General features: G+C 47.0%; 14 protein-coding genes. All 14 read left to right on the top strand.

Features of this window, described 5'->3' with window-relative positions:
• The 14 genes from AC4MRV_RS09515 to AC4MRV_RS09450 all read left to right on the top strand — a co-directional run bounded on the left by AC4MRV_RS09515 (nt 1) and on the right by AC4MRV_RS09450 (nt 12,770).
• A complete protein-coding gene (locus AC4MRV_RS09515) occupies nt 1-1,554 on the top strand; it encodes a hypothetical protein (RefSeq protein WP_164368825.1) in 1,554 nt (517 codons plus the stop codon).
• 10 nt (nt 1,555-1,564) lie between these two features.
• Nucleotides 1,565-2,236 carry a hypothetical protein gene (locus tag AC4MRV_RS09510; protein WP_103412272.1) on the top strand — a complete coding sequence of 224 codons (672 nt, stop codon included), beginning with the start codon at nt 1,565-1,567 and terminating at the stop codon, nt 2,234-2,236.
• Nucleotides 2,236-2,880, top strand: coding sequence for a hypothetical protein (locus tag AC4MRV_RS09505; protein WP_103412273.1), 645 nt, complete (start codon nt 2,236-2,238; stop codon nt 2,878-2,880). The genes AC4MRV_RS09510 and AC4MRV_RS09505 overlap by 1 nt, the downstream gene beginning before the upstream one ends.
• A 13-nt stretch (nt 2,881-2,893) precedes the next feature.
• Complete coding sequence (locus tag AC4MRV_RS09500) at nt 2,894-3,394, top strand: hypothetical protein (RefSeq protein WP_103412274.1); 501 nt, start codon at nt 2,894-2,896, stop codon at nt 3,392-3,394.
• Nucleotides 3,391-3,948 carry a hypothetical protein gene (locus AC4MRV_RS09495; protein WP_103412199.1) on the top strand — a complete coding sequence of 186 codons (558 nt, stop codon included), beginning with the start codon at nt 3,391-3,393 and terminating at the stop codon, nt 3,946-3,948. Before AC4MRV_RS09500 ends, AC4MRV_RS09495 begins: the two co-directional genes overlap by 4 nt.
• An 11-nt stretch (nt 3,949-3,959) precedes the next feature.
• Nucleotides 3,960-4,316 (top strand): hypothetical protein, encoded by a 357-nt coding sequence (locus AC4MRV_RS09490; RefSeq protein WP_103412200.1) that lies wholly within the window; start codon nt 3,960-3,962, stop codon nt 4,314-4,316.
• The gene (locus AC4MRV_RS09485; protein WP_103412201.1) at nt 4,306-4,815 is read left to right on the top strand and encodes a hypothetical protein; all 510 of its coding nucleotides are present in this window, start codon (nt 4,306-4,308) and stop codon (nt 4,813-4,815) included. Before AC4MRV_RS09490 ends, AC4MRV_RS09485 begins: the two co-directional genes overlap by 11 nt.
• A gap of 2 nt (nt 4,816-4,817) precedes the next feature.
• The gene (locus AC4MRV_RS09480) at nt 4,818-5,615 is read left to right on the top strand and encodes a hypothetical protein (RefSeq protein WP_103412202.1); all 798 of its coding nucleotides are present in this window, start codon (nt 4,818-4,820) and stop codon (nt 5,613-5,615) included.
• Between the two features lie 129 nt (nt 5,616-5,744).
• Nucleotides 5,745-8,465 carry a hypothetical protein gene (locus tag AC4MRV_RS09475; RefSeq protein WP_491187132.1) on the top strand — a complete coding sequence of 907 codons (2,721 nt, stop codon included), beginning with the start codon at nt 5,745-5,747 and terminating at the stop codon, nt 8,463-8,465.
• A gap of 2 nt (nt 8,466-8,467) precedes the next feature.
• The gene (locus tag AC4MRV_RS09470; protein ID WP_103412204.1) at nt 8,468-8,809 is read left to right on the top strand and encodes a hypothetical protein; all 342 of its coding nucleotides are present in this window, start codon (nt 8,468-8,470) and stop codon (nt 8,807-8,809) included.
• 3 nt (nt 8,810-8,812) lie between these two features.
• Nucleotides 8,813-10,237: a baseplate J/gp47 family protein gene (locus AC4MRV_RS09465; RefSeq protein ID WP_110097057.1), complete on the top strand. Its 1,425-nt coding sequence runs from the start codon at nt 8,813-8,815 to the stop codon at nt 10,235-10,237.
• A gap of 111 nt (nt 10,238-10,348) precedes the next feature.
• Nucleotides 10,349-11,770 (top strand): hypothetical protein, encoded by a 1,422-nt coding sequence (locus AC4MRV_RS09460; protein WP_491187131.1) that lies wholly within the window; start codon nt 10,349-10,351, stop codon nt 11,768-11,770.
• 4 nt (nt 11,771-11,774) lie between these two features.
• Nucleotides 11,775-12,212 carry a hypothetical protein gene (locus tag AC4MRV_RS09455; RefSeq protein WP_103412207.1) on the top strand — a complete coding sequence of 146 codons (438 nt, stop codon included), beginning with the start codon at nt 11,775-11,777 and terminating at the stop codon, nt 12,210-12,212.
• 3 nt (nt 12,213-12,215) lie between these two features.
• Complete coding sequence (locus tag AC4MRV_RS09450) at nt 12,216-12,770, top strand: hypothetical protein (RefSeq protein ID WP_110097060.1); 555 nt, start codon at nt 12,216-12,218, stop codon at nt 12,768-12,770.
• Nucleotides 12,771-12,831 lie beyond the last annotated feature (61 nt).

Genomic DNA, 12,831 nt, shown 5'->3' with positions numbered 1-12,831 from the left:
ATGTCTGGAATGATCAGCCAATTTATTACCGAGGCGGCGGGTATTGCCGTTCTGCCGCCAATTGATAACAACTACACCACTGGTGGCGGCGATGTCGCAGTAGGTGCGTGTGTTGTTATTGCACCAAAAGGACCAGTAGGTAAAGTCATCACTGCAACGGCAGAAGACTGGGAAGATCTACTTGGTCGTCCACTGCCAATGAATCAAGGCACAAAAGCAGAAGGTTTACGCCAGCTGAAAGATGCACTTGATGATCTGCAGTACTGTCACGTTATCCGTGTTGTAGCGGATGATGCGAAATACCCATCTATTGCGCTACCAACAGCGGCAGAAGGTGCTGCGGTGAAATCATCACATGCTTACGGCACCTCATTAAGTCTCGCCAATGGTCATTGGTTAGCGGTTTACCCTGTAGATGGCGACCCATCAACTAAGCGCCGCATGGTGATCAGTGACGTCGATTCAGCGACTGAACGATTCACTCTCTCGTTCCAAGAGCAAATCAGTGGCGAGTGGCAATCCATTCAAGGCGAAAGCTACGTTGTAGGCGTGAGTGTGGATGATGTGGACGATTCAGGTCTCACGGCTTATCTGCCAAACGTATTGGAAGAGCGTGCGTCTCGTTTCCGTGCAGAAATCGCTACTACCGTGGACTTCTCTGTTGTTAAAGCCAGCGAAGAAGCCTTTGAAGGTGGTACCAATGGCGGCGATCCAACACTGGATAACTGGAAAGCAGCGTGGGACTTGCTAAAGACAGATGATATTGACTTCAATCTGTGTTTTGCAGCGGGTAACTACGAGCCAGCAGCGATTGCTCACATGATCACCATTGCTGATGGTCGTCTGGCGCAATTCCGCTTCGATGTGCCGCCATGGTTAACAGAAGTTGCAGCTAAGCAGTGGCTGGCAGATGCAAACCTTGAGTCTTATCAAGCGTCTTGTTTCCACTATCCATACAAAGCTACCGACGAATGGTACGGCGGTAAGAGTGTATGGGGCTTATCAGGTGCGGCTACCGCTGCAAAAGCCAAGTGCTTTGCAACGCCAACAGGTCACGCTGCAGTCAAAGGTGCGCACTTTACCGCAGCCGGCGAAAAACGCGGCACAATCAATCGTCGTGGTATTGAGCCACTTCATCTAACAGGCAAGCTGCAACCAACTGAGCTGGTCAAAGCTCGCATTAACCCTGTCGCAAAAGGCAAGGTGATTAATGACTGTCTGAATATCTGGCACAAGAACAACTATCTTCGCTTTGAGCACACAACGGCAATTCTCAATGACCTTTGTCATGAGTTTTTGCAAGCCGCTGCCGTGGTTCAATTCGAGCCTGATGGTTTTGTGTTGGAGAACTTGCAAGAACTTGCAGATAAGATCTGTAAAAAGCGCTATGAAGCCGGCGCGTTCGTTGAGCCTCGCAATCCGAATAAAGACGGCAAAAACCCTTACCGTATCACACTTAAACAAGTTGAGATTGATTACTGGCACATTGAAGTTGCCTACGCTCAAACCGGTGTGGCGCGTCGTATCGCAATTCAACCTCGCTTAATGGCGTAATGGAGTAAATATGTACGGAACAGGTTATCCATTTGGTGGTTCTGATCCTGTGTTTGATTCAGCTGGCGTTATGCCAGCTGCTAAGAAGCCTCAGAGTAACGAATACACTATCCCTGATCAAATTCTGGATGATGCCAGTAACGATCTAGGTGAAAAGCAAATTCGTGCTAACGCAATGGCTGCAGCACTGACATGGCTGGAAGACAATGACGCCAGCTATTCAAACTTTGAAGCTATCGTTGCCGGTCTTGCTGATTTGGATGAAGACGGCGAAGTTACTGAGCCGGAAGAAGAACTTTTCAACGAGATCTTAACCATGGCAGCGGACTCGCTGGTGGAACTAGGCGCGAATGCTGCCAATGTTGAAAGCTTTATTGACAGCGAAAGTGAAGAAGCGGGTGAGAAGCTACATACCTACCTGAACGACAAGTTATCTGAGAATGAGAAATCAGACGATGAGTTGATCACCGAGTATGCAGTAAAAGCCAAGCTTGTGCTCGATGCCACTCAGCGAGTGGTCCGTAATGGCAAGGTGAAAGTCATTAAAAAGCCCCTGAAGAAAAAACGCCTCTCTTCGGCTCAGAAAGCTGCATTGAAGAAGGCTCGCCGCAAGGCAAATAACTCAGGTGCGCGACGTAAACGTGCCAAATCAATGAAAGCCCGTCGTCAGCGTAACATGTAATGGCGAAAGTGTGGCAATCAGCGGGGGCGAGGACCGTTGGGAACAACGATCCGAAAGTCAGCCAATACCTCAAATGCTGGATAAAGCAGGGTAATACCTGCGTTGTCGGTGTCATTGGGGAAGGCACCGCAAAAGAGCTGAATGCCAACTGGAATAGCCCTTTCGAGGGCGATTCTGTCGGCTCTAAATTCAGTAAAGCCGGTGGCGTTTTACAGACAGGTGCTGTAACCGACGCTACCAATGGCATGACGTCAGTCACAACCCTCTCAAGCCGTCAGGTTTGGGAGGGCAACCAACCTCATGCATTCCCGATAACGCTTTCGCTGTATGCGTTATCTGACCCTAAAGCTGAAGTGGAAGACGCCATTATGGAGTTAGAGCGGATGTTCTCTCCTGAAGTCAACGCGATCTCTCCTGTCGGCAACCCTGTAGGGGATGGTAATGCGGTCGGTCGAGTTCCTAGCTCTGTCATGGTCAACATTGGTCGCAATGTCGTGCTGAGTGGTTGTGTGATTGAAAGTATGTCAGCACCGTTGGATGGTCCTCGCAGCCGCGATGGGTACCTGATGAAAGCTGATATTCAATTAATGATTCAATCTGAGGCTATGCTCAATCGTTCTCAGATCCCTTCAACTTACGGTTAATTGGAGCTAAACAATGGCTGTACCAAATGCAAAAGGGAACGTCGACTTACTGCGACAAGCCCATAAGAAAAATGTCGCACTCGGTGAGCGTGCGGTTGCATCGGATTTTATCGTCCGAATTAAAGAGTATCCGGAAATCTCAGCGCTGGTTCGTACTGCCCAGTTACCTGAAGAAAAGCGTGGTGAACCAGTGGAAGACCAAGGTCAATATGGTCAAGGCTTCCGTCAATACGGCGCAACTAAGCGTGATGGCGATATGGCTGCTCAAATTGTTGAAATCAAGCGTGGCGATGTCCTGAAAACCATTGCCAAGATTGTGGACAACAAAGAATACGTGACTATCGAAGTGGTCTTACATGGTGAAGACATGGAAGAGAAGGGCTACCGACTCGAAGATACCATGATCGCCGCAGACCCTGCCGATCTGGATGTCGAAAACCGTACCGGTACCGTGCGTATTCCAGTCAACTTCCTTTACAACTGGTTTGAACGCATCGGAGGCTATGCAGGATGACACCAAACGCCCTATTAGAGCGAGTCAAAGGGCAGTTTGTAACCCTTTACCATGACGAGCCAGAGAAACTCGAAGCGCTGCTTATTCAGGCGCTTAATGAGTATCAGGATAGGGCAGGTGTGATCCGGTCAGTTACCGTGACATTGGACCAACAAAAAGCTGGCGGTATTCCGGTACCGCCACATTTCATGACCGTTGTGACCGCAAATGACGTTGATCAGGTATGGCATGAAATAACAACAGATGATGACACGCTTAATGTTATTACAACGGATTACAGCGTAGCACCATTCAAAATCCAATATCTCGAAGCCATAAGTCAATACGACTTAGAAAGTGATGAACTGCCGGCTCATATCACGGGGATGCTGCAAAAGTATCTCAAAGTCCTTATCGAAATCCCTAACACAGAGCGTGAACAGTACTCACGTAGCGCTGCAGGCTTACCACTTGATGGAATGCCACAGTTATCAGAGCTGCACGAGCGTAAACGCCAATTAGAAGAAGAAATGGAAGAGTCGGGCAATATGCTGATGCCTTCCATGTTGCTTTAGGAGAGCGGTCCATGCGCCATAATGACGTTTCAATCGGTACCCCCTTATATTTCTACCAGATCACGCCAGAGGGACCGCTGGTGGGCGAATGGTTAACTTGCACAGTGACAGGGGAGCACGAGCAGGTTTGGCTCGTAAGTTACGAGAATAGAGTCTACGCCGTCGATAAGACCACGTTAGTCAGCGAACGAACCGCTTTCTATACCCAAAAAGCGACTGAGAACGAGCCTAAAGGGCGTTACGCGCTCTCTGAGTCATTACGCCAGTTCTTTATGGCTAATCGTCACCACAACATGCCTTATCCTCTGATTCGACAGATGTACGACGTGGTGAACAACCATATCACGGGAGCAGCTGATGGCAGCTGATTTCAATCGTGAGAAGTTGCTGGTTAAAAAGATGGTTCACACCTATTTCCAGCATCAATGGCAATTTCGCCTAGAAATCGAAGAGCAACCGCTAGATTTTGAAATTTTCATTAAGGACGTGACCTACGGACCTATCGAGTTGGAATATGAACCTGTCAAGGTGGGCGTAAACCAACTGCAGTTTCCTACTGGCGTTATGCCTGTCTCTATCTCAATGACTGTTAGAGATCATGATGATGAGCGGATCCACAAGTGGTTTGCAGAGTGGACCAGCAAAGTGGCAAACGGGGACGGTACCGTGAATCCACCGTTTAACCCTGAGACGAAATGGATCAGGGACTGGAAAAAATACACCCTGCTCCATAAGGGCACGGGCTTTGAAGAAGTGTTGTCTGAGACTTACCCAGTCGCACCGGTACAGCTAGGGGATGTCACACAAAGTTATTCTGAGCATTCTTTTAAAGAGTTCCCTCTGACCGTTATCCAATTCCGGAGTTAATCATGTTTGCACCGTTTTCATTACCCAGCAAGCCGATAAAGCAAGTACTCATTAGAGAGGCAACTACGGCAGAAACACTGGATTTTTGTGATGTTTTGCCAGAGCACGAAGAAGCGCTAACCACTAAGTTTCTGAACACCATTCAAGATAAGGAAGCATTCTCTGACTGTTTGGGGTGGACCGCTGAGGATCGTCGCCTAGCACTTTTCTGGTACTGGATTCATACCACTGAAGACACCTTTGTTTCACTGGATTATGACTGTCCTCACTGTAAACAACCTCACACTCATGAATTTGACATGCGTGATTTAGCGGAGGGTTATCAAGAGATTAGCGGTCTAGCAAGTCGAGATCTGACTTTTGAAGGTCGAAAGTTGGTGATTTCACCGTTAACAGGTAGCCATATGGAAGAGCTTGAGAATATGCGTCTTGCTCTCATGGTAGAGAAAGAGGGTTCGCCAGCAGCAGTGCGAAAACAAGCCGAGATCCGCTTCCATAAGCTCAAGTCAGCCTTGTATATGGCAGATGACCATGAAAAAAGCGCTTACAAGCGAGACGCAAACCTGAATAACTGGCTACGTGAGTTGCCAGAAACCAAGTATCAAACCCTGCAAGTGCTGGTCAATGATGCGTTGGCAAGTATGGTGCATGGTTTGCCGAGTAAAGTCATGGATGATGGCAAGATTATGTTGCGGTCGCCTAGTCATATTTGCCCTACCATCAAGACCAAAGAAAACAAGGAGGTGACAACTGAGTTGTTGCTTCCCTTTCGGAATTACAGCCGGATTCCGCGAGTATAGTAGTCGTTCTTGGGATGTCATGCTCAATGAGCTATCCCTTGATGCTGGTCAACCGATCGACAGCCTGCTTTGCTCTCCAAGAAGCCGTGTATTGACCATGCATAAACGTTATAGAAAGGCAGGGCAGTCGTGACCACCAAAGACACTCAACAGACCGAAATTGTCGTAGACCCAACTCAACTGTCACCTGTCGATCAGGTGACAGACAAAGCACAGCAGGCAGAAGACTTCCAACCGAAGATCATAGCCATTCTTGATAAGATTGAGTCCAATACGTCTGCTTTACTTCGCCGTGAGTCTATTGCTGGTGGTAAAACCAGTGCACAAGCAGCTTCAAGCTCGAAAACTGCTACCAATACAGTATTAGATAGATACCAATCAAGCACCAATAAAGCACTTATTAGTCAGGTGGTAACATCCACTGACACCACATTGTCTCAAGGTAATGTCGCCCCTCGCTCTGCCAATAAAACACAAGCTCATGCGCTCGCAGGTGAAAACAAAACGCCGGATACGTCGATTCAGCAATCGAAACATGAACAAAGCCATAAAGTGCTTACTCATGAGCAGAGAAACGCTATAAGCAAGCAGCGTAGCAATGCAAGCGCCATAGAGCAGCAAGACCAAAAGAGCGAACAGTCCAACCAAATTGCGGATGTGACGTCGGTAAGCTCAACAGATAAGGCTTCCCAGAAAGATCAGGCAGACCATCAAACACTAAGCCATGACAAGCAATCGCCCCAGTCTAGTGTGGATGTAGCTCCAACTGGTCAAAATAAGCGTAAACCTGATGCTCGTACCAAACAAGAACCGACACCGGTTAAGCAAGCCGTACCAATCTCAAATAATGAAACCGCTTCTCAGGGTGAAGCACCCAGTGCTACAGCAAGCCAACAGGCACAAGAAGAACAAAAGGAAAAGCGGGAGCGATCTGGTCTATTAAAAACCGTTGGTGATGTCTTTAAAAAAGCCGCAGAGGAAAGAGAAGAGCTTGAAGCTGGTGATACAGCGACTGACGCTGCAGGATCTGCTATGGGTGGCTCTCTCTGGGAGGCAGCAAAAGAAGTCAAAGAAGCCACTGATGATGTAAAAAACAGTTCTCTTGGTCAAAAAATCATTGAGAAAGTCACCGGAAAGAAATCAGACGAAGACGAAGAAAGTGATACCTCGACACCGAAAGAAGCGGTTGCCAAAGAGAACAAGAAAGGACCAGTCAGGGATGAACGTGGACGCTTTATCAAGCAATCAGAGGCGACTTCTGTTGTAAATCAGCGAAAAGAAGATACCCATAAAACACTAAATCAGTATCAATCAAATACTAACAAGTACAGTGAAGATTCAGAAAACACTCTATCTCCAAAAGACAGAGAGACCCATGCGACTGCGAGCGAACAAAATACTGATGGTCATAGCAATAGCAAGGATTCAACGGAGAGTAAAAGCACTCATGTAGTATTAGATAGATACCAAACTAATACACACGATGAGAGAGATAGAACTACCGAAAAGCAAACGAACACCTCGCACATTCCTGAACGTTCAGAACAAACTCACCGTGAGGTTAACTCACATGAGCAAGCTAGTGTGACGTCTGCCAATGTCGTAAAGGAAAGAGAGCAAGTCCGCAGCAATGAAGCTATTGCGGATCGTCTTGATGAGCAGGTAGAGCTTTCTCAAGACCAACATAAGGAACTGATTAAGACCATCGAAAAGAAAGAGTTCGGCGGCGAATCTGGCGGCTCTCTAATGGATAGCGTTAGCGATCTAACAGATATGTTTGGTGGTGGTGATGGCAAAGAGAAAGGCGGCAGCAAGCGAGGAAGAGGCAAAGGTAGAAAAGGTCGACTAGGCTCGCTGTTTGACCGTTTAAAGGGAACTAAATCAGCTTCAGCCACAAATGCTTCTGCTCTAAAGTCAGCCCCAACAAGCCGTCTTGGTAAAGTTGCACAAGGCGTAAAGAATGCAACCGGAAGCTTAGCCAATACAGGGGTAGGTAAAGCAGCTGGTGGCGCACTCAAAACCGTGGGTTCCGTTGCCAGCCGTGCAGCAGCCCCAGTCGCAGCATTAGCGACTGGATACTTTAAATATAACGAAGTTAAAGATAGAGAAGATCTCACAGGCTCTCAGAAAGCAGTTCAAGTAGGTGCGACAACCGCTGGATCGCTAGGAGGTGCAAGTGCCGGCGCGGCTATGGGTGCGGCTATGGGTTCCGTGGTCCCAGTAGTGGGGACATTAATCGGTGGTTTATTAGGTGCCGCAGTTGGTGGATGGCTGGGAAGCAAGGGAGGTGATGTTGTTGGCGAAGCAGTCAGTGACAGAATGGAAGGTACTGATGGTAAAACACGCGCAGAACGTGAAGCGGAAGCGCTGCAGTCTGCCGAGAAGTCCTCTGAAAGCGCGACAACCAACACAGACAACACGGATAACTCTGAATTAACGACAAACAACAATGAGTCAGCGCAGGCGCTCGCTACCAACAGCAAAGATCAGATGCATAGTACGAATGCCAGTGCTGCAATCAGCTCACAGGCGTCTGAAACCACAGTAATGCCAGAGCAGCTGAAAGCAACATTGCCAGAGATAAGTCCGTCAAAAGCAGCGCTTCATCAAGCGACAACGAAAGAGACTCGAACGGAAAAGACTGAGACTGTCGCTAAAATTGATGAGAAAAAACTAGGTAAAGCAATCGTTGATGCCATGAACAAATCACAGCAACAAAGCGGTGTTAGTGCAGGCTCTTCAGGTCCTCGTTATGCTGCCTCTCAATCAAAATCAGCTTCGGTGCCAGCCCCGATTAAAACCGAGTTTGAAGATAAAACTCTCGTGTTGATGGCACATGACAGGATCTAAGTATGGAAGAACTTAATCACCTACTCAATGTTGATAGCACAGGGCTTGCCGTCTCTTACGATGGCAAAGCCCTCAATAACAATATTGAAGAGTGGTTTGATAACCCAGAGCATACTATTGCAGACAACCCCGCATGGGGACATAACTTGGCGCCGTTTCAGTTCTGTGCACAAACAGAAGATGATGCAGTGATGATGGAAATGGCAATCGTGGAAAAGTTACCCCGTGACGTCCAAGGTGTTGTAATCAAGGGGATCCGAGTGACCTTTCCTGAGCTTGATCTCTGCCGCATTGTCATTAGCCATCAATTCGGCTTGTTCGATAACAATATTCCATTGAGGTAGCCAATGAGCAATCTTGAAAACAAGGCAGAAGCACGCGCTTCCTTTACCGACATTATCCGCAAAAAGCCGGTATTAGAACCATTGGCAGATAGTCAGGTAATGCAGGGGATAAACACCTTCCAAAACCTCGCCTTGGAATATGCCATCCATAAACTCGAACGGGCGGTCCAAGAAGGGTATTTGAGTACTGCCTATAATCGCAGTTCAATTCTAGCGCTTGCTGAAGACCGACAGTACCTACCTCGTAAGGCTGCCCCTAGCCGTGGACAGATCCGTATCAGAAACAAACAGAGCCGAGATCGCAGCGTCATGGCGCATTTCCCTATTGTTTCTGAAGATCAGGTTTACTACATGATTAACGAAAGTGTTCGTGTAGCAGCTGGTGGAGAGGTCGTTGTTGAAGGCTCTCAAGTTAAGCAGCATGAACTATCGTTCGTTGTGGAGAAAGAGCAACCCTTCTTAGAGTTTGAGTTTGGGCGCTCTATCAGTGTTAACCTGCATAAGTTCAGAGTATTTGTTGATATGGGAAGTGGCTATGAAGAATGGCTACCTACCAATCGCTTTCGCAACGCTCGCGCTGATAAAGTGTTTGATGAGTTTTACTCGCATACCGATCAGGTAGGGATCCGATTTGGCAACAATATTTTCGGACTTATCCCAGCAAAAGACTCAAAAGTAAAAGTTGAGCTATGGCTAACTGAAGGTGACACAAAGTTAATGCCAAACCAACCACTGACGCCAGTGGATGATGACGCAGAAGACATCGAATTTGAAACTGCCTCCGTCTTTACTGGTGGCGCTGCCAGAGAAGAAACAGATGAGCTACGCCGTAATGCGCTTTATTACCCGCTCTATGACGACAACCATGTTTGGGATGATGATTACCTGTTCTTTATTAAGCGCCACTTTCCTGAAGTGATTTGGGGTAATGTATGGGGAGAGGCAGAGCAAGAGAAAATGGATGGTCAACTAAAGCTGGAGAACGTCAATAAGATCTTTCTTTGTGTTTATGCGCCGAACAATGACGCTATCGGTACCGAGATTGCTGCATACATGAAAGAGAACATTCCCCAATTTAACCGCCGTTACCAGAATGTCCCTGTAGATGCTCAGGCATTTACTGCCAAGATCACTGGCAAGCTTTTACGCAGCGTTACGCTAACCGATGCCGAGAAGTTAATCAGCGATACTCTTTGGAACAACTACGGAAAAGACGCTTCAAAGCGAAAGGCAAAAGCCCTCAAACGCGATCTTTACCGTCTGATGAATAACTTAAACATCTTTGAGAGTGAAGATGACATTGATATTGAAATTCTAGGTAAAGCAGAGCCAGAAAACCTCAAGCAAATGATATACATCAATCTTGAAGCTTCCATGGGGATGCTTGACATAGATTACACAAATAACGCTAAGTTAAGTATTTACTAGATACTGATGTAACACCTAACAAATACTCGCCATAGGTAAAAAATCTTTTTGTCGTGGCGGGTTCTTGCCTTAAACCGTACCCTCATTCGAGATTTAGAGTGAGGTTTTCCTGTGGCTGAAAAATGGTTAGTTGAGCGTCTTACAAAGAGCAAACAAGGCTCTCCCCAATGGGTAGCGCTTGCTGAAGCATTGGAAGAATACTGGGATACCTATTTTTTCAGTGAACTCCAAACATTTGAAGATAGTAAAAACATCTTCACTGCCAACGATGAACATCTAAATAAGAAAATTGCCGAGTTTGGTGATTATTTTGATACTGCCTTACCCATCGACTCTTCAGGTAAGCGGCTGTCTATTTCTTGGCAGCGAGCCAACATTCATGAAAAAGACACTATCGTTCCTTTCGTGAATGCCTTGTGCGTGAACTTCGCAGGGCTTGGTGTGACATGGGAACCTCTCTACTCCAACCGCAGTCAAGCGTATACCTTAGACAATCTATATACAGAGCAAGAGATCCAACTAAAACAGTGGGAGCTAGATGATTTCTGGATGACCTCTCGGGGCAAGATTGCAGTTGATCTCACGCATCTTCATCAATTGGGCATGGCTAAAGAAACTTTTATTGCCATAGCTCAACGAGAAATTGAACGATTACGCCCCTCTCATATCGTGTATGACGGTGAATATTTCATTCTAACCATCAATTTCAACTATGAGCCATTGGGTTATCACGTTAAGCGCCAGACCATAGCCGAAAAAGGCTGCTGTATGTTCTACCGCTTAACGGCTTCTTTTGATGAGCGACCAGCTGACGTACCTTGGTTAGATGAAAGCCCTTTATATGTCGAGCATGTTCGTGGAGTAACAACCAGCCAAGTTGACTTTTCTCTGGGCAATATTTCATGGTCCCTTGATTTGTTCGTTGATTTGGGCGATCGCCGTGTACCACTTGCGGGGAAAGAAGGCGACGTAATCGGGGCGTTGCAGGAAATATCAACGATTGAGCGTTCTGTTCCTATTGATCATGGGTTTATGCCTATGGATGGTGGTGCTCTATCAGCCGTCCGTTATCCATGCTTGACGTTCAATATGCACTATCAATTTGATGCGATGCCAGCAGACAGCGTTCCAACAAACGATCCTTTACACGGGCAAAGTCGAATGACGATTAGACCTGTCTGGATGAGTTATCAACTGGGGGCGGATTGGTCCCTTGATTTGTTTGTGAAGACACAAGACGGCACTGCAGCATTATCTGGAAAGGAAGGCGATAAACTTCCGCCATTTAAGCAGCATCGAATCCAGTTACGCTCATTTCAAACGGAAGTGAGCCAGCATGGCTGTATTCAAACGAAGCAAACGCAGTCATCTTGTTCCATCGCTTACAGCGCTCAGGCTGAATGCACGGTCAGAGAGTACCCCTCTTTGCCTTTTGAGTTAAAGCAACCAACAGAGATAAACCAAAATCCATGGCTGGGGTTTGACGAAATCCCAGCTGATTTCGCACCGTTAGACACACCACTTTGGAATTAGCGCTATGTCGACAAACCAACCATGGCAGATTGCAGAGCTACTGCCTCGTTTTTACGAAAAAAATGCTCTCTCAATTGCAGGACTGGCGAAACAGTTCAAGATCGTTAAATTTAAGTTTGGTCATGATCCGTTGCTGGTGGATGACAGCAAAACCCCGCCAGCACTCTCACCATTCAATGCAGCAGAAAACGACATCAAAAACGTTTTCTTTGAAGGGACCATTAATCCTGCAGAAGATGTTGTTTGGGCTAATGGGCGATTACTATTCCGCTGTATCATGCCTGAAAATACCTTATCAGAGCCGAAGCAATACAGCCAAACCGGCTTATATGACGATGACGGGGATCTGGTTGCCGTCAGTATTGATTTGCCAGATTGGGTAACACCTGAAGAGGGCATTAACACACACCCATACGTTAACTTCCCTATTTCCGGAGAGTAATGGATGAATACATACCCACAACAGCCAATGGACGACTTGAGAGTAGATACAGCATGGCGTGAAAACTTCTCGGGTGCATCCATGAACCAAAAGTTACAGGGGTTACTACCTAAAGGGGTTTACTCTGGCTTTTCGGTCAAACCAAAGACGGGGCTAACCGTCGAAGTCTCAGGAAGTGATCAGAATATTGCGGTTCTTGAAGTCGGCACTTATTCACTGACAGCAAGAATGCCAAACAATGTTACCAAGCAGGTAACATTGACTGCAGGTAAAACGCAATATGTGGTGCTCGAAGCACAATATGCACTTCACCAAGCGTCTTCTGTCGGTATTTACGTTCGAGATAGCGTGCCGAGTAACGCTATCATGTTGGCTAAGATTACGCTTCCGTCAGGGGCAACATCTGTCCCTGTAGACAGCATTGAGCAAGCATTGCCATCTAAACCAGTTTCAGCCGCAGATTATGCAGAGCTGGCAGCGTATACCATCGACAATGGGCGCCGAACACTAGAACTGCAAGAAGAAGTAAACCAGCTCAAAAAGCACCTTGGTCTGTAATCCTCCTATTTACTCTCTCACGCGAGGGAGTAAATTTTCCTGTTGATGCGATCCTACCCCC

Source organism: Vibrio sp., assembly GCF_984391705.1.
This window is presented reverse-complemented; position numbering and strand designations above follow the sequence as displayed.